The sequence below is a fragment of the Micromonospora sp. WMMA1363 genome, from assembly GCF_030345795.1.
In the GTDB taxonomy this organism is placed as follows: domain Bacteria; phylum Actinomycetota; class Actinomycetes; order Mycobacteriales; family Micromonosporaceae; genus Micromonospora.
In genome coordinates this window covers 5,635,549-5,652,644 of the sequence record NZ_JAUALB010000001.1, presented here as the reverse complement: position 1 = coordinate 5,652,644, position 17,096 = coordinate 5,635,549, and the positions used below count along the sequence as shown (strand labels likewise).

Below are 17,096 nucleotides of genomic sequence, written 5' to 3'. Positions count from 1 at the left end.
CCTCCCACAACGAGCGCAAACAACCGCCACCGACCCGCAGAGAACAGCCCGCTGAGAGCCACACAGAGACATTGACGCCTTTACCCGACCCACCCGGGATCTTGCGTCTACGTCGCTCTCAGCGGGCCGTTCTACGCGTTCCTCCCGCAACACCCTGCGAACCCACCGCCGAAAAACCGCCCACGACCGGAAGGCTCCCACGATGCGAATCAGGCTGCACGGCACACCCGCTGAAACAGCCGCAGCACTCCCCGCCATCGCCCAAGTGCTGCATATCCAGCAGGTCAGCCGGCACTACCCCGACCGGCCCCCATCTACCTGGCACCGCATCTACCTCGACGCCACCCCGAGGGAGGACCCCGCCCATGACGACGCCTAAGAAGCGTCTTGTATCTACTGCCGAGTCCCTCGCGTCTCCCGGGCGCGAATACGCCCGCCGTCTGGTTGCCGACTGGCCTCCACTGACACCTGAGCAGCGGATCCGGCTCGCCATACTGCTGCGCCCGGACCTGCCGATCGGCATTCGTGAAGCCCGGCCTTCCGAGAGGCAAAAAGCCGCCTGATGCGAAGCCACTGACGACGGCGCCCGCCCCGGTACAAACTCCAGGGCGGGCGCAGCAGAACGCCACCAAAACTGCCGATGGGCTGATGGCGCCGCGGCCTTCCCAATTCGCGGCCATGGCGGCGACGCCATCTAGATCTGGCGTAGCTTCACCTTCGACCTCGCGATCGCCACCGCGGTCCTCGGCAGCGCCGGCGAACTACCCCTACAACCCCTGCAACACGTCGTACTCCTCGGCGAACTAGGACTCGACGGCACCCTCCGACCCGTCCGCGGAATCCTGCCCATGGTCGCCGCCGCCGCCCACGCCGGCCACCAACGCGTGATCGTCCCCGTCGACAACGCCGCCGAAGCCGCCGTGATCCCCGGCATCCGAGTCCGCGCCATCGACACCCTGCACCGCCTCATCACCCACATCACCGACGGCAACCCACTACTCGCACCACCCCACCCCGGCCCAGCCACACCCACATCCACATCCACACCCGACCTGACCGACGTAGCCGGCCAAGGCCTCGGCCGCCGCGCCCTCGAAGTAGCCGCCGCCGGCGGACACCACCTGGCCCTCCTCGGCCCACCCGGCGCGGGCAAGACCATGCTCGCCGAGCGACTCCCGTCTGTGCTCCCCGAGCTGGACGACGACGCGGCGATGGAGGTGACCGCACTGCACTCGATCGCGGGCCTGATGCCACCGGGCGGGCAGCTGATCCGTCGGCCACCCTTTCAGGCGCCACACCACACGGCCACCGTCCCGGCGCTGGTCGGCGGAGGTTCCGGTCTCGCCCGCCCAGGTGCCGTCTCGCTCGCCCATCGCGGGGTGCTCTTCCTGGACGAGGCACCCGAATTCGCCAAGGGCGCCCTGGACGCGCTGCGCCAGCCACTCGAACACGGCCGGGTCCGGTTGGCACGGTCCCGCGGCGGCGCCGACTACCCGGCCCGGGTGCAGCTCGTCCTCGCCGCCAATCCGTGCCCCTGCGCGAAACCGTCCGGGGACGCCACCTGCGAGTGCACGCCCCTGGCCCGCCGACGTTACCTGGGGCGCCTCTCCGGCCCGCTGCTCGACCGGATCGACGCGCAGGTGACCGTGCGGCCGGTCCGCGCCGCCGAGCTGACGGAGCTGGCCAGTCCCGGTGAATCCTCCGCAGATGTGGCCGCCCGGGTGGCGGCGGCGCGGGCGGCGGCGGCCACCCGCTGGTCGAGGGCCGGATGGCGGATCAACGCCGAGCTGCCCGGCCCGGTCCTGCGCCGCCCGCCGTGGCGCCTGCCCGCACCGGACACGCGCGAGCTGCGAGCCCGGCTCGACTGCGGCTCACTCTCGGCCAGGGGCTTCGACCGGGTGCTCCGGCTGGCGTGGACCATCGCCGACCTGGACGGCCGGAACCGCCCCGACGCCGACGACGTCCGCGAGGCGATCGGCCTGCGCACCGGGGAGGCGCTGTGACCACCGCAGCGGCGGCGTCACCGTCACCCGGGGCAACCGGCCCGAGGCGTCCTCGGCCCGGCCTGGACGATGACGTGACGGCCCACGACGCACCGCGCCCACCGACGGCGGGGGCGGACGCCGACCGGCTCGCCCGGGTGGCGCTGACCTGGCTCACCGAGCCCGGCACCCGGTCCGTATTCCGCCTGGTTCAGCGACACGGCGCCGTCGACACGCTGGCACTGCTGCGCGACGGGGGCGCCTGCGACAACGCACTACGGGAGACCGTCGCGACGCGCCTGACGGCCGGGGACCCGGTGGCGGTGGCGACCGAGGCACTGGAACGGGCCGATCGGTTGGGCGCCCGCCTGGTGACGCCGGCCGACGACGAGTGGCCCGCCCCGGTGGGCGACCTGCGACGGCTCGTCCTGCACGGGGCGACCCGGAAGGTTGATCGGGAAACCGATCCACCGCTCTGCTTCTGGGTGCGGGGAGCCTGGCCGTTGGCCGAGGCACTGGACCGGTCGGTCGCGGTGGTGGGGGCGCGGGCAGCCTCCGGGTACGGCCTCCACGTGGGCACCGAGCTGGCGTACGGGTTGGCCGAGCGGGGCTGGACGGTGGTCTCCGGAGGGGCGTTCGGCGTCGACGCCGCGGCCCACCGGGGCGCACTGAGCGCCGGCGGGCTGACCGTCGCGGTGCTCGCCTGCGGCCTGGACCGGCCGTACCCGATCGGGAACACGGCACTCTTCGACCGCATCGCCGACACCGGGCTGCTGGTCAGTGAGTGGCTGCCTGGGGCGGAGCCGCTACGGCCGCGGTTCCTGATCCGCAACCGGGTCATCGCCGCCGCGACCCGCGGCAGCGTTCTGGTGGAGGCGTCGGCCCGCAGCGGAGCGACGCAGACGCTGCGACGGGCGCTGGCGATCGCCCGGCGGGCCATGGTGGTGCCGGGCCCGGTGACGTCCGCCATGTCGGTCGGGGCGCACGAGTTGCTGCGGGAAAACCCGGACGCGCGGCTGGTCACCGGCCTGGCGCAGGTGCTGGAAGAGGTGGGCCGGATCGGCAGCGACCTGGCGCCGCCGGTCCGGGGACCCGAGCGGACCCGGGACCAGCTCGACGACGAGGCCGCAACGGTGCTGGAGTCGCTACCGCGACGGGGCGTGACCGCGGTAGACGACATCGCCGCACGGTCCCGGGTGGCGGTGCGGACGGCGTTGCGCAAGCTGGCCCTGCTCGAGGCGCTGGGGCTCGTCGTCCGGCATGCCGACGGGTATGCGCTCGCCGCTGCGGGCGCCGCGCGCCGACCGTGACCACCCCGACCCGACCCGTCGTGACCGGCACCTCGCCCGTCCTGGTCCGAGTGTGGCGACCGTAAGCTGCACGGGTGTGCGCCGACCAGCAGCCCGGGGCCGGGAAAGCGGAGGTGCCGAGCGGCCGGGACGGGGGCCGTCCGGTGAGCCGACGGGACGGCCGGGCCACCCGCGCCCTGCATGCGGCGCTGCCGCCGGCCATGCGTGAGGCGGTCGACGAGTTCGCCACCCACCTGACGCAGGTCCGCAACCGGTCCGTCCACACCGTCCGGGCGTACGTCACGGACCTGGTCTCGCTACTCGACCACGCGATGCGCGCCGGTGCCCGGACACCCGCCGATCTGGACCTCACCGTGGTTCGCAGCTGGCTCGCCCGACAGCGGACGACAGGAGTCGCCCGGTCCACGCTGGCCCGCCGCGCGGCGACGGCCCGCGCCTTCAGCGCCTGGGCGCACCGCGCTGGCCTGCTGCCCACGGACGTGGCCGCACCGATGGCCAGTCCCCGGGCACACCGCAAACTGCCGACCGTGCTCCGGGCCGACCAGGCCGCCGCCCTCCTCGAGACCGCGGCCCTGCCGTTCCCGGCAGGAACGCAGCCGACGGGCGATGATCCGGCGGCGGCAGACGCGGGCCGGCCCCGTGCCGCGCCGCCCCCACCCATGGACCAGGACGACACAGCACCGGTCCGGCTGCGTGACCTGCTGCTGCTGGAGTTGCTCTACGCGACCGGGGTACGCGTCAGCGAGGTGTGCGGGCTGGATGTCGCGGACGTCGACCCCGGCCGGCGCGTCATCCGGGTGTTCGGCAAGGGCGGCCGGGAACGCACCGTGCCGTACGGGGTGCCGGCGCAGCGCGCACTCGACGCGTGGCTGCGTCATGGCCGCCCGAGACTGACCGGGCCGCGGGCGCTGGACGCACTGCTGCTCGGCGCCCGGGGCGGTCGGCTCAACGCGACCACCGCGCGCCGGATCGTGGCCGGGTATGCGGAGGTGTCCGGGCTGCCCCGGACCACCCCGCACGGTCTACGCCACTCGGCGGCGACCCACCTGCTGGAGGGCGGCGCGGACCTGCGGGCGGTGCAGGAGCTACTCGGACACTCCTCCCTGGCCAGCACGCAGATCTACACCCACGTGTCGGTCGACCGGCTACGCGCCGCCTACCGGCAGGCCCATCCCCGCGCCTGACCGGGTCTGCGGCAGTTGCGTCGACGGACTCCCGAATCGACCGACGGTTACGATCATCGGGTGAGCGTCGTGCAGCCACCCGAGCCGATCCCGGGGGCCCGTCTGCTCTTCTCCCTCGACGCGGCGGTGAGCCACCTCAACCACGGCTCGTTCGGTGCCGTGCCGGTCGGCGTGCAGCGGGCCCAGCAGCGGCTGCGCGACGAGATGGAGGCGAACCCGCTGCGCTTCTTCACCGCCGGGCTCATCGACCGCATCACCCACACCCGCCGTCACCTGGCGACGTTCCTCGGCGCGGATCCGGACGGCACCGCCCTCGTGCCGAACGCCACGACCGGCGTCACGGTGGCGCTCCAGTCGCTCGGCCTGCGGGAAGGCGACGAGGTGCTGACCACGGACCACGGCTACGGGGCGGTCAGCCTCTCCATCGGCCGAGAGTGTCGTCGCAGTGGGGCGGTCACGCGGGCACTGCGGGTGCCGCTGGGCGCCACCGACGAGGAGATCCTCCAGATCGTCCGCGCCGCGCTGCGCCCGGGCCGAACCCGGCTGCTCGTGGTGGACCAGCTGACCTCCCCCACCGCGCGGCTGCTTCCGGTTGCCGCGATCGCAGGGGTCGCCCGCGAACACGGGGTGCCGGTCCTGGTCGACGCCGCTCACGCGCCCGGCATGCTGCCGACCAGTGTGCGGGGCATCGGCGCGGACTTCTGGGTGGGCAACCTGCACAAGTGGGCGTACGCGCCCCGCGGGACGGCCGTGCTGGTGGTGGCCCCGCCGTGGCGGGAACGCATCGAGCCGTTGGTCGTCTCCTGGGAGCAGGAGTCCGGCTTCCCCAGCCGGGTGGAGTGGCAGGCGACGATGGACTACACCTCGTGGCTGGCCGCGCCGGTGGGGCTCTTCACGCTGCGCACGCTCGGCCTGGACCGGGTACGCGGGCACAACGCCGCGCTGGCCGGGTACGGCCAGTGGGTGCTGGGGGAAGCGCTCGGGGTGCGCCCCGCCGACCTGCCGGATCCCGGCGGGCCGGGGGTCGCCATGCGGATCGTCCCGCTGCCGCCGGGAATCGCCACCAGTCTGGAGGCCGCGCGGGCGTTACGCGCCCGGATCGCGGACCGGCTCAACACCGAGGTGGCCGTGAACGCCTGGGACGGGCGGGGCTGGCTGCGGGTGTGCGGCCAGGTGTACAACGCGGCGGCGGAGTACGAGCGGCTCGCCGTGTCGTTGCCCCCGCTGCTCGCGCAACGCTGAACCGGCCGGTGCCGCGCGGCGGCCAAGGGACCCGGCACCCCAGCGCCCCGGCTGCTCACCCAGCTGCGGGGGCGAGCGGCAGCAGCCGCACCGGCCCGCGGCCCACCAGGGCCAGCGGGTCGAGGTACCCGTCGCCCCGCCGCAGCCCCCAGTGCAGGCAGGCCGGGGCCGGGCAGCCCGGATGCCCGGCCAGCAGGTGCCCGATCTGCCCGCCGGCCGGCACCCGGACGCCGAGTCCGACGGTCGGCTGCACCGGCTCGTAGGTCGTCCGCAGACCGTCGGCGTGGCCCACGGTGACGACCGGACGACCGGCGACCATACCCGCGAAGGTGACTGTGCCGGCGCCTGCTGCCCGCACCGGCGAGGCGGGGGTGGCGGCCAGGTCCACCCCCCGGTGGCCGGGCAGCCAGGGCAGCGGCGGCGGGTCGAACCGCCGCACCACCAGCGGCGTCCCCGGTAGCGGCCAGCGGAAGCTCCTGGACGTCAGCGCCCCGTGTCCCGTCAGCGGGATCCCCTGCTGAGCGTCCGCCGCCCGGCGGATCCCGCGGTCGGCGGCGCTTCGTGGACGATCTCGGCCGGTGGAGGGGCCGTCCTCTTTGCCGATTTCGACGGCGCGGCGCTGATCCGGGCCGACCGCCACGAGCCCGGACGGCGCGGCCCCCACGGATCCCGGCGGCGCGGCCCCGGCGGGCCTTGGCGGCGCGGCCCCGGCGGGCCTTGGCAGCGCGGCCCCGGCGGGCCTTGGCAGCGCAGCCCCGGCGGGCCCCGGCGGCGCAGCCCCCGGCGGGCTGGCGTCGGCCGCCGACTGGACGGCCGGCCCGGGGCGAAGCGGATGTTCGCTTCCGGGCACGGGCGCGGGCACGGGCACGGGCACGGCGGACGGTGCGACGACCAACAGGGAAGCGCAGAGCAGGGCGACGAGAGGCGACAGAGGTCCCATGGCCGGCACCCTCTCCGAGCACCCCGCCGAGACGCCATCTCGTAGTCGAGCGCCGGTGGACGAGGGGCGCACTGTGGACAGCGCCCGCCGCCAAAGTTGATCTGGTATGAGGCACCCGAGCATCGGATTCCGGATCCGCCCTGAGCTGCGCGGATGGTCCAGGACCAGGCCCTGCCCGGCCGCTGCGGACGATCAGCCTCTGCGCCGGTGGGGCTCGCGACCTCGTCCCGGTCCGCGCGGCGCCCCGCAGGGGTCCGACGTGACGCCCGGCTGGACGGGCACACCGACGGCCCGCACCCGTGGCGGCGTTGGCGGCAGGAGTGGCGGTGGCTGTCTGGCCGGTGCACGCCGAACGCCCGCCTAGCGGAGCTCGGGCCGTGCGCGGTCGGTCGAAGCAGCCCGGGGAGCGGCGGGAGGCGCGAACGACCTCGCCCAGCGGGTCGAGGTCGTGGTGCTGGCGGGCGGCGCTGTACGGCGGTGGGGGCCGTGGGGTGTGCGGCCGGCGGCGGGCCGCCGGAACCGGGACGGGTCAGCCGCCGAAGCCCGAGTCGGCAGGAAGTGAGATATCCGGCTTCTCCAGTTCCTCGACGTTGACGTCCTTGAACGTCATCACCCGCACGTTCTTTACGAACCGGGCGGGACGATACATGTCCCAGACCCAGGCGTCGTGCATCTCGACCTCGAAGTAGACCTCGCCGTCCGAATTGCGTACATGGAGGTCAACCTGGTTCGCCAGGTAGAAGCGGCGCTCGGTCTCCACCACATAGGAAAACTGGCGGACAATGTCGCGGTACTCCCGGTAGAGCTGCAGCTCCATCTCTGTCTCGTACTTCTCGAGATCTTCCGCGCTCATCCCTCTCCGCCTTCCATGACCACATCTTCCCCCACCGGCGCCATGGGCCCAGGCCGCTCGCCCAACGCCACGCCGACGGTACCCCCTGGCGCGCCGGTACGCTCCATCGGCTCGTCCGGCCTCGCACCCAGCGGTCGACGTGCCCGGGGCGGGGCGCCGGTCCGGCCGGACACCGCGGCAACGTTCACGTACGAGAACCGGTGCTCCGGACAGGGCCCACGCTCCCGCAGCGCCGTCGAATGCTCGGTGGTGATGTACCCCTTGTGCTCCGCGAACCCGTAGCCCGGGAACGTCCCGTCCAGCTCGACCATGATCCGGTCCCGGGTCACCTTGGCCAGCACACTCGCCGCCGCCACGCAGGCCGCCACCCGGTCACCCTTCCACACCGCCAGCCCCGGCACGTCCAGGCCGTCGACACCGAAACCGTCGGAGAGCACGTACTCCGGCGGGGTGGTGAGCGAGGCCAGCGCCCGGCGCATCGCAGCCAGGTTGCACACGTGCAGACCCCGGGCGTCGACCTCCGCCGCCGGGATCACCACCACGGAGTACGCCAGGGCGCGGGCCACCACCTCCGCGTACACCCGCTCCCGGCTCGCCGGGGTGAGCAGCTTCGAGTCGGCGAGACCGTCGATCTCGCCGCGCCGTCCCTCGGGCAGGATGGTGGCGGCCGCCACCAGCGGACCGGCGCAGGCGCCCCGGCCAGCCTCATCGGCGCCGGCCACGTGCCGGAAGCCGCGCCGCTGCAGGGCACGCTCCAACGCGTACAGTCCGCCATCCCGCCGGACGACCGTGCGCGGGGGCGTCAGCACGGCCCACCCCCGTCAGCCCCGGCGGTCGGCAGGACCTCGGCATCGGTCACGGCGGGCGCGGCGGCCAGGGCCTGGGCCAGCACCGCCGGCAGGTCGACCGGGTAGTAACGCTGGCCGCTGGCCGCCAGGTCCGCCGGTGACCACCAGCGGTGCCCGGCGACGCTGGCCCGCTCGACAGCGCTGAAGCCTCCCGTGTCGACCTCCCAGGCGGCCACCCGGACCAGGAAGAACTCCTGCTCCTGCCGGTACCAGACACGGTCGAACGGGAACTCGACCGTCTCCGACCACACCGGCGCGCCCAACTCCGCCGGAGCGAGCCGCAGCCCGGTCTCCTCGGCCAGCTCACGAGCGGCGCCAGTGGCCGGGCTCTCCCCCGGGTCGAGCCCGCCGCCCGGCGTGAACCAGTACCGGTGGCCGGGGCGCGCCGGATCGCTGCCCTCGAAGAGCAGGACGCGGCCGGCCGCGTCCACGAGCAGCACCCGGGCCGCGCGACGAGGGGTGTAGACGGTCACCGCCCCAGCCTGCCAGACGTCGCCGACTACGCCCATGCCCCCACCGGGTCTACGGTCAGGAACTGGAAACGGCGTCGAACTGCTCGGGCACGCTCAGGAGACGCGCTCGGCCAAACGGCCAGAAGACCGTGAAGGCACGGCCGACAACGTCGTTCTCGGGGATGGTCGCCTCGGTGACGTCCTGCCCGGACTGCTGCCAGTGCTGCAACGAGTCGCCCGAGGCGGACCGATGGTCACCCATCACCCAGAGCCGCCCCTCCGGGACGGTCACGTCGAATTCCTGGTCGGCTGGCTTGTCCCGCTCACCGTCGACGGAGTACAGGTACGGCTCGTCCAGCGAGGTGCCGTTGATCGTGATCCGCCCCTGCTCGTCACAGCAGACCACCTGGTCCCCACCGACGCCGATGACCCGCTTGATGAAGTCCTCCCCGTCGGGGTTGCCGCTCCACTCGACCGGCGCCTTGAAAACGATCACCTCACCCCGGTGCGGCGACCGGAAGTCGTACACCAGCTTGTTGACCAGCACCCGATCGTCGATTTGTAGCGTGTTCTCCATCGAGGGCGAGGGGATGAAGAAGGTCTGTAGCACGAAGGCTCGCACCAGCACCGCGACCAGGATCGCCACGCCCAGGAGGATCGGCAGTTCCTTCCAGAAGGAGCTGCGGGACTTGTCGGTCTGCTCGTCAATCACGCAAGGAGCCTACGTTGCCCGGCTGAAGAGCGGCGTCCGGAACGCGCGAGAACGGAGCAGCACGGCGGATAGTGGGAGGAACAGCACCACACCACCGTCCGGGGTGGGCCGGAGCGGCGCGATGCCGGTCGGCGCGATGCCGGTCGGCGCGATGCCGGTCGGCGCGATGCCGGTCGGCGCGATGCCCGGCGGCGCGATGCCCGTCGGCGCGCCTACCGGGCCCGGCACGGCCGCGAAGGTGCCCGGGACGGACAGCGAACTCCACCGCGACGACGGCCAGACCACGCCGAACGCCCGGCCGACCACGTTGTCGATCGGCACCGGCCCCTGGCAGCGGGCGTCCTGGGAGACCAGCCGGTGGTCGCCCAGCACGAAGATCTGCCCGGGTGGGACCACGATCTCCTCGAACCGCCGGGACCGGCACTCGCGCGGGTTCGGCGGAACGTCCAGCGGCGAGTCGCGGATCACGTACGGCTCGTCCAGCGGTGTGCCGTTGACCAGCACCCGGCCCTGGGCGTCACAGCACGCCACCCGGTCGCCGGGCAGGCCGATCACCCGCTTGATGAAGTCCTTCTCGCCGGGACGGCTCACCCCGACAAGGTCGCCGATCGTGGCGCCGAGCTTGCCGACGAAGCCGGGCTCGGGCTGCCCGTCGGTCTGGGGGGCCCAGCGGTCGGTGCCCCGGAACACGACCACCTCGCCGCGCACCGGGTCCCGTACGTCGTAGACGACCTTGTTGACCAGCACCCGGTCACCGACGAGGAGAGTGTCCTCCATCGAACCGGAGGGGATGAAGAACGCCTGGAGCAGGAAGGTGCGGATCAGCACGGCGAGGCAGAACGCGACGATCAGCAGCAGCGGCAACTCCTGCCAGAGCGGCATCTGCCGGTGGCGTCGACGGGCCCGTCGACGCCACGGGTCGACCGCGCCGTCCTCATCGAGGGTCTGCACCACGCCACTCCCCGGTCCGCAGAAATGACACTACCGCCCGGGAACCCCGTCGAGGCTCCCCGGGCGGCAGTGGACGCCTTCCCACCGCGCGGTGGGGACCGCCCTACTGCGCCCGTACGACCAGGGTAGTGCGGTCCGGTCGGTACGGCATACGAGCAGCTCGGGCGGCGTGGCGCAGCGAGATGTCAGCTCGGCTGCTTCTCGCGCTTCTCCTTGATCTTCGCCTTCTTGCCGCGTAGCTCCCGCAGGTAGTAGAGCTTGGCCCTACGGACGTCACCGCGGGTCACGACCTCGATACGGTCGATGGCCGGGCTGTTGATCGGGTAGGTGCGCTCGACACCCACCCCGAAGCTGAGTTTGCGGACCGAGAAGGTCTCCCGCAGACCGTCACCCTGGCGGCGGATGACGACGCCCTGGAAGATCTGGACCCGGGACCGGTTACCCTCGACGACCCGTGCGTGCACCTTGACGGTGTCACCGGCGCGGAAGTCGGGAACGTCGGTCCGCTTCGACTGGGCGTCAAGAGCGTCCAGGATGTTCATTGCTGCGTCCTCGTGAGGCTCACGGCGCACCGTCAGTCGGTGCGCGGATGGGCATTCCTGACCCCCGGGTGGTTGCCGGTGCGGACCGGCCCCGGTCGAGGGTCCTCGCAGCCGCCCGCGGCGCGGCCGGCTGCGGCACCCCCCCTACTTTGCCACATTCCCCGGCGCGGGTCGAAATCCGGCCCGTTCCAACGCCGCGACGTCCCGTTTGTCGAGGGACGCCGGGTCGAGGGCGGCCAGCAAGTCCGGCCGGCGGCCGGCGGTTCGGATCAACGCCTCGTCCCGACGCCAGCGGGCGATCCGCCCGTGGTCGCCGGAGCGGAGCACCTCCGGCACCGCCAGGTCCCGCCACGTCGCCGGCTTGGTGTACATCGGGGCCTCCAGCAGCCCGTGCGCGTGCGACTCCTCGGTTAGCGAGCCCGCGTTGCCGAGCACTCCCGGCAGCAGTCGGGTGACCGCCTCCAGGATCACCAGCACCGCGACCTCACCGCCGAAGAGCACGTAGTCGCCGAGGGAGACCTCGGTGACCGGCATCCGGCCCGCCGCGTGGTCGAGCACCCGCTGGTCGATTCCCTCGTACCGGCCGCAGGCGAAGAGCAGGTGCGGTTCGGCGGCCAGCTCGTGGGCCATCGCCTGGGTGAACGGAGCGCCGGTCGGCGCGGGCACCAGCAGCCGGGGCGGGGCGGCCTCCGGCGCGGCGAGGGCGTCCAGCGCCTCTCCCCACGGCTCCGGCCGCATCACCATCCCGGGTCCGCCACCGTAGGGCGTGTCGTCGACCGTGCGGTGCACGTCGTGGGTCCAGGTCCGCAGGTCGTGCACGGCCAGCCGCAGCGTGCCGCTGGCACGGGCCTTGCCGATCAGCGACAAGTCCAGTGGAGCGAAGTACTCCGGGAAGATCGACACGATGTCGACGCGCATACGCGATGCTCCCACAACTTTCGGACCGGACGGCTGGCGCCGCTGGCCCGCCGACCGCGGCCTACGTCCCCGTCAGAGGTCGAGCAGGCCGCCGGGCGGCTCGACGACGACACGGCCGCCGGCGAGGTCGACCTCGCGGACGATCGCCCTGACGAACGGGATCAGCGCGTCCCGTTCGCCGGGACGGCGCAGCACCAGCAGGTCGGAGGCCGGCGCGTGGTCGATCCGGGCGACCTCACCCAGCCGGTCCCCGGCCGGCGTGACCACGGCCAGACCGACCAGTTGGTGGTCGTGGAACTCCTCCGGATCCTCCGGCGGCGTCAGGTCGGCGCTGTCCACCGCGACGAGGGTCCCGCGCAGTGCCTCGGCGACGTCGCGGTCCAGCACGCCCTCGAAGGTCACCAGCAGCCGCGACTGGTGCCAGCGGGCGGACTCGACGGTCAGGCCCTCCGGCACCCGGTAGGCGCCGGGCTGCTCGCCGGACGCGTTCGCGCCCGGCATGGTGCGCAGCACCATGCCGGGCGCGAAACGCGCCTCGGGCTCGTCGGTCCGCACCTCCACGGTGACCTCGCCGCGGATCCCGTGCGGCCGACCGATCCGGCCGACGATGAGCAGCATCAGTACGAGTCGACGATGTCGACGCGGACGCCGCGCCCACCGACGGAGCCGATCACCTGGCGCAGGGCCTTGGCGGTCCGCCCGGACCGCCCGATCACCGTGCCGAGATCCTCCGGGTGCACGCGGACCTCGAGCCGCTTGCCCCGACGGGAGTCGACCAACCGGACACGAACGTCGTCGGGGTGGTCGACGATGCCCTTGACCAGATGCTCCAACGCCGGACGCAGTTCCATGTCAGGCCTGCTCGCCGGAGTCCGCACCGGCCTGCTCCTCGGTCTTCGGAGCCTCCTGGACGGCCGGCTCGGCCTTGGCGGCCGCCTTCTTGGCCGGCTTGGCCGGCGTCTCCGCCAGGCCGGCGGCGGCCTTCGCCTCAGCCTCGTAGGCCGCCTTACGGTCGGCCCGCTCGGCGGCGACCTTCAGCGGCTCGGGGGCCGGCAGACCCTTGAACTTCTGCCAGTCGCCGGTCTTCTCCAGCAGACGCTGCACCGCCTCGCTCGGCTGCGCGCCCACGGAGAGCCAGTACTGCACCCGGTCCGACTTGACCTCGATCACCGAAGGCTCCTCCTTCGGCTGGTAGATCCCGACGAACTCGATCGCCCGGCCGTCGCGCTTGGTACGCGAGTCGGCGACGACGATGCGGTACTGCGGGTTGCGGATCTTGCCCATCCGCAGGAGCCGGATCTTTACGGCCACAGTTCTTTCGCTCCTGTTGCGATCTCACCGGCCCGGAACGGGCGGTGCACGGGTGAGCGCCGACCGGCACAGTGGGGTTTGGGCCGGAGGCTGCTCGGTGGACTGGCGGTGCCCGGGGTAGAGGGCGCCGGACACCCGCCGGATACCAGCCAACCATTCTGCCAGATCGGTCCGGGAACGCTCACACCGGACCGGCCCGGGTCATCCGCCGTCGCCGGAACGTGAGGGGAACATGGCACCTTCAGCGCGCCGGAGGCCGGTCCCAGCCGGGCGGCAGGTCCCGAGGTGCCACCCAGTCCGCCGGGGGCACGTAGTCGCACCAGGTGCCGTCGAACGGGAACTCCCCCGCCTCGGCCCGCGCGATCACCCGTTTCCCCTCGGCCCGGACCGCGGCGGCGTCCGCCACCCAGTAGTGCTCGGGGAAGTCGAGCCGCTCGGCGAACTCGTCCTCGTCCTTCCGCTCCCAGCGACGGTCGGGGTGGACGACCACGTCCAGATCCTGGTCCACCACGTCGACGCCGGCGAGGTCGCCATCGTCCCACCGCACACCCGGTTCCTCCAGGTTGACGTACCAGTGGGCGAAACGTCCCTCTACGTCCCGGAACCACCACACCGAGTGCGCGGCGCCGGTGGGCAGGAACTTCAGCAGGGGAGGCCCCTTCCACCGACCGGTCGCCAGCCGGTAGGTCGAGACGATCCACTCGGCGAACGGGATCGCCCGCATCCCGAGCCCGGCCTCGGTGACCTCGCTGGCGACCGCCGAGTCCCGGGCGACCCAGAGCAGCAGGCCCCGCTCGTCGTCGCTGACCACCCGTGCGGGCCGGGCCCACCCGATCCGCCCGCGCCGCACATTCCGGTGGACCACCAAACGCCCCGGTTCGAACCTCACGGCCCCGACCCTACCGAGCCGTCCGCCGTCCGCCGTCCGCCGTCGGCCGTCCGCCGTCCGCCGGAGGCCGGCACCGTGCGGACGGGCGCCGCCGCCGGCGCGGGCCGCCTGTCCAGGTCCGGCACCAGCAGGGGGCCTTCCTTGCCCGTCAGTAGGCGCGGGACAGGATGGCGGTCAGGTCGGGCTCGTCCTCGGAGTCCGGCACCGAGCCGTCGGCGCGGACCAGGCAGCGCACGGTGACACCCTGGGCGTTCGCCTCGGCCTCGCCCGCCACGCCGATTGCCGACCACGGCACCCGGGCCCACCCGGTCGCGGCCGCCTCGATCGCCTCGGCGAGCGTCGACACCTCGCGGGTGCGGGTCTCCCGGTTGGCGAGCGCCTGGTCGTGCAGCGCCTGCTGGTCGTCGGCCAGGGCGGCGAGCACCGAGCCGACCACGTCCGCCACCGGCACCGGGGACTTCGAGCCCTCCGTGCGCCGGACCACCACCGCGTTGCCGGCAGCCAGGTCGCGGGGGCCGACCTCGACGCGGACCGGGTAACCGCGCAGCTCGGCGTCGACGGCCCGGCGGCCGAACGGGGTGTCGGTGCGGTCGTCGAGCGCGACCCGCACGCCGGCGTCGCGCAGCGCGTCGCGCAGCTTGGCCGCCGCCTCGCCGACCCCCTCCCCGTCCTTGACCACCATGACGTACGCCTGGACGGGGGCCAGCCTCGGCGGCACCCGCAGGCCGTTGTCGTCCCCGTGGCACATGATCAGACCGCCGAGCATCCGGGTCGAGGTGCCCCAGGAGGTGGTCCAGGCGTGCTCCCGGCCCCCCTCGGCCGACGAATAGCTGATGTCGAACGCCTTCGCGAAGTTCTGCCCCAGCTCGTGGCTCGTGCCCAACTGGAGCGCCTTGCCGTCGCCCATCATGCCTTCGCAGGTGTAGGTGGCGGTCGCGCCGGCGAACCGCTCCCGCGCGGTCTTCAGGCCGACCACCACCGGGATCCCGAGCACGCTGACCATCAGGTCCTCGTACGCCTCGTGCAGGATCTTGCGGGCGTAGGACCGGGCCTCCTCGCGGGTGGCGTGCGCGGTGTGGCCCTCCTGCCAGAGGAACTCGCTGGTGCGCAGGAAGACCCGCGGGCGCAGCTCCCAGCGCACCACGTTGGCCCACTGGTTGAGCAGCAACGGCAGGTCTCGGTAGGAGTCGACCCACTTGGCCATGAACTCGCCGATCACCGTCTCACTGGTGGGGCGGACCACGACCGGTTCGGCGAGCTGCTTGCCGCCACCGTGGGTCACCACCGCGAGCTCCGGCGAGAAGCCCTCGACGTGCTCGGCCTCACGCTTGAGGTAGCTCTCCGGGATGAACAGCGGGAAGTACGCGTTCTCCGCGCCGGCCGCCTTGATCCGGGCGTCCATCTCGGCCTGCATCCGCTCCCAGATGGCATAGCCCGCCGGTCGGATCACCATGGTCCCCCGGACCGGCCCGTTGTCGGCCAGCTTCGCCTTGGCGATCAGATCCTGGTACCAGCGGGGAAAGTCCTCCGCACGGGGAGTGAGCACGCGCGCCATGACCGCACATCTTATGCGGCGCCGGGACGGTGTCCGTCATCGGGCAGGTCGGCACCGGGTGCGCGGCGCCCGCGCCACGGCACGTCGTAGATCCATCATGGCTGAATCGAGAGACGCCGCCCGAGGTCGGGTCAGCGGACGACCCGTCCGCGCAGGATGACGCGGGCGGGGGCGCGCACGACGCGGAGGTCGCGGCGCGGGTCCTCGGGGTAGACGACCAGATCGGCCAGACCGCCCTCGACCAGACCGGGGAACCCGAGCCACTCGCGGGCTCGCCACGACGCGGCGGCGAGGACGTCCACCGCGGACATGCCGGCGCGTTCGTGCAGCAGCAGCATCTCCTCGGCGGCGAGTCCATGGTCGATGCCGCCACCGGCGTCCGTCCCCACGTAGATCGGCACTCCCGCCTCGTACGCGGCGCGCACCACCGCCGGGAAGCGGTCACGCAGGGCGAGCATGTGCTCGGCGTACCCGGGGAATTTCGCCCGGGCCTGGTCGGCGATCCCGCCGAAGGTCCGAACGTTGATCATTGTCGGCACCAGCGCGGTGCCCTGCCGGGCCATCAGGTCGATCAGATCCAGGCTGAGGCCGGTGCCGTGCTCCACCGAATCCACCCCGGCCCGCACCATGATCTCCACGCCGGCCGCGGAGAACGTGTGCACCGCGGCGCGCACCCCGGCGGCGTGCGCGGCCGCGACCGCCCCGGTCATGGTGTCCGCGTCCCAGGCCGGCGCCAGATCGCCCACCCCCCGGTCGATCCAGTCGCCGACCAGCTTGACCCAGCCGTTGCCGGCCCGCGCCTGGGCGGTGACCGTGGCGGCCACCTCGGCCGCACCGACCTCCACCCCGATGTCGCGCAAATACCGCTTCGGCGGCGCGATGTGCCGGCCGGCGCGGGCCAGTCGCGGCAGGTCCGGCTCATCGTCGAGCTCGGGGTACGGGTACGGCGAGCCCGCGTCGCGGATGGCGAGCACCCCCGCGTCCCGGTCGGTGCGGGCCAGCTCGCGGGCCTGGTCGACCGAGGTGATAGGGGTGCCGCCGCGGGCGATGCCGATGTGGCAGTGCGCGTCGGTCAGGCCGGGCAGCAGGTAGCCGCCGTCGGCGATCGTCTCGGCGCCGGGCACCGGGGCGAAGGTGACCCGGTCGCCGACCAGCCAGAGATCTCGGACCTCGTCGTCGGGCAGGAGCACGCCGCGCAGATGCAGAGCCATGCGCTCAGTCCTACCGGATCCGCCGCTGGTCGCGCCGGGCGGCACCCGCGTTCCCGGTCGCCCGGCTCGGCTGGACGCGCCGAACCGGCGAACGCCCGGTGGCCCGAGGCCGGGAAATCCCCCATCGTCCGCGAGGCGGCCCGAACCGGGCCGACGTGCGGCGACCGGGCTCGGCGGGCAGCATCCGCTGACCAGT

Annotated in this window: 17 protein-coding genes and 2 pseudogenes; 5 read left to right on the top strand and 14 right to left on the bottom strand. The window is 73.2% G+C overall.

The window, feature by feature from the left end; translation table 11 throughout:
• Positions 1-202: 202 nt before the first annotated feature.
• From QTQ03_RS26480 to QTQ03_RS26460, 5 genes and pseudogenes are all read left to right on the top strand, one after another.
• Complete coding sequence (locus QTQ03_RS26480; protein WP_289277950.1) at positions 203-379, top strand: hypothetical protein; 177 nt, start codon at positions 203-205, stop codon at positions 377-379.
• A 337-nt stretch (positions 380-716) separates the two neighbouring features.
• Positions 717-2,003, top strand: a pseudogene (locus QTQ03_RS26475) (YifB family Mg chelatase-like AAA ATPase); the annotation flags it as partial.
• Positions 2,000-3,292 (top strand): DNA-processing protein DprA, encoded by a 1,293-nt coding sequence (locus tag QTQ03_RS26470; protein WP_502889826.1) that lies wholly within the window; start codon positions 2,000-2,002, stop codon positions 3,290-3,292. The pseudogene QTQ03_RS26475 and the gene QTQ03_RS26470, both read left to right, overlap by 4 nt.
• Before the next feature lie 200 nt (positions 3,293-3,492).
• Entirely contained in the window at positions 3,493-4,476 is a 984-nt protein-coding gene (locus QTQ03_RS26465) for a tyrosine-type recombinase/integrase (protein ID WP_289281004.1), read from the top strand.
• Between the two features lie 60 nt (positions 4,477-4,536).
• A complete protein-coding gene (locus QTQ03_RS26460) occupies positions 4,537-5,718 on the top strand; it encodes an aminotransferase class V-fold PLP-dependent enzyme (protein WP_289280420.1) in 1,182 nt (393 codons plus the stop codon).
• 55 nt (positions 5,719-5,773) lie between these two features.
• Here the strand turns inward: QTQ03_RS26460 and QTQ03_RS26455 are convergent.
• The 14 genes and pseudogenes from QTQ03_RS26455 to QTQ03_RS26390 form a co-directional block, all read right to left on the bottom strand.
• A pseudogene (locus QTQ03_RS26455) lies at positions 5,774-6,193 on the bottom strand (murein hydrolase activator EnvC family protein); the annotation flags it as partial.
• 994 nt (positions 6,194-7,187) lie between these two features.
• Positions 7,188-7,511: a DUF2469 domain-containing protein gene (locus tag QTQ03_RS26450; RefSeq protein ID WP_007075222.1), complete on the bottom strand. Its 324-nt coding sequence runs from the start codon at positions 7,509-7,511 to the stop codon at positions 7,188-7,190.
• A complete protein-coding gene (locus tag QTQ03_RS26445; RefSeq protein ID WP_289280419.1) occupies positions 7,508-8,320 on the bottom strand; it encodes a ribonuclease HII in 813 nt (270 codons plus the stop codon). The genes QTQ03_RS26450 and QTQ03_RS26445 overlap by 4 nt, the downstream gene beginning before the upstream one ends.
• Entirely contained in the window at positions 8,314-8,868 is a 555-nt protein-coding gene (locus QTQ03_RS26440) for an NUDIX hydrolase (RefSeq protein WP_502889825.1), read from the bottom strand. The genes QTQ03_RS26445 and QTQ03_RS26440 overlap by 7 nt, the downstream gene beginning before the upstream one ends.
• A gap of 19 nt (positions 8,869-8,887) precedes the next feature.
• Positions 8,888-9,523: a signal peptidase I gene (gene lepB / locus QTQ03_RS26435; protein WP_289280418.1), complete on the bottom strand. Its 636-nt coding sequence runs from the start codon at positions 9,521-9,523 to the stop codon at positions 8,888-8,890.
• A gap of 9 nt (positions 9,524-9,532) precedes the next feature.
• Entirely contained in the window at positions 9,533-10,477 is a 945-nt protein-coding gene (gene lepB, locus QTQ03_RS26430) for a signal peptidase I (RefSeq protein WP_289280417.1), read from the bottom strand.
• Between the two features lie 182 nt (positions 10,478-10,659).
• Positions 10,660-11,016 carry a 50S ribosomal protein L19 gene (gene rplS, locus QTQ03_RS26425; RefSeq protein ID WP_289280416.1) on the bottom strand — a complete coding sequence of 119 codons (357 nt, stop codon included), beginning with the start codon at positions 11,014-11,016 and terminating at the stop codon, positions 10,660-10,662.
• A 144-nt stretch (positions 11,017-11,160) separates the two neighbouring features.
• Positions 11,161-11,934, bottom strand: coding sequence for a tRNA (guanosine(37)-N1)-methyltransferase TrmD (trmD, locus tag QTQ03_RS26420; protein ID WP_289280415.1), 774 nt, complete (start codon positions 11,932-11,934; stop codon positions 11,161-11,163).
• A gap of 72 nt (positions 11,935-12,006) precedes the next feature.
• On the bottom strand, positions 12,007-12,549 hold the full coding sequence (gene rimM, locus QTQ03_RS26415; protein ID WP_289281002.1) for a ribosome maturation factor RimM: 543 nt from the start codon (positions 12,547-12,549) through the stop codon (positions 12,007-12,009).
• Between the two features lie 2 nt (positions 12,550-12,551).
• Positions 12,552-12,812, bottom strand: a complete 261-nt coding sequence (locus QTQ03_RS26410) for an RNA-binding protein (protein ID WP_289280414.1) — start codon at positions 12,810-12,812, stop codon at positions 12,552-12,554.
• Complete coding sequence (gene rpsP, locus QTQ03_RS26405) at positions 12,787-13,245, bottom strand: 30S ribosomal protein S16 (protein WP_289280413.1); 459 nt, start codon at positions 13,243-13,245, stop codon at positions 12,787-12,789. The genes QTQ03_RS26410 and rpsP overlap by 26 nt, the downstream gene beginning before the upstream one ends.
• Before the next feature lie 241 nt (positions 13,246-13,486).
• Positions 13,487-14,134, bottom strand: coding sequence for a ribonuclease FAU-1 family protein (locus QTQ03_RS26400; RefSeq protein WP_289280412.1), 648 nt, complete (start codon positions 14,132-14,134; stop codon positions 13,487-13,489).
• A 148-nt stretch (positions 14,135-14,282) separates the two neighbouring features.
• Positions 14,283-15,689 carry a proline--tRNA ligase gene (gene proS, locus QTQ03_RS26395; protein WP_289280411.1) on the bottom strand — a complete coding sequence of 469 codons (1,407 nt, stop codon included), beginning with the start codon at positions 15,687-15,689 and terminating at the stop codon, positions 14,283-14,285.
• 131 nt (positions 15,690-15,820) lie between these two features.
• On the bottom strand, positions 15,821-16,900 hold the full coding sequence (locus QTQ03_RS26390) for an amidohydrolase family protein (RefSeq protein WP_289280410.1): 1,080 nt from the start codon (positions 16,898-16,900) through the stop codon (positions 15,821-15,823).
• Between the last annotated feature and the right edge of the window lie 196 nt (positions 16,901-17,096).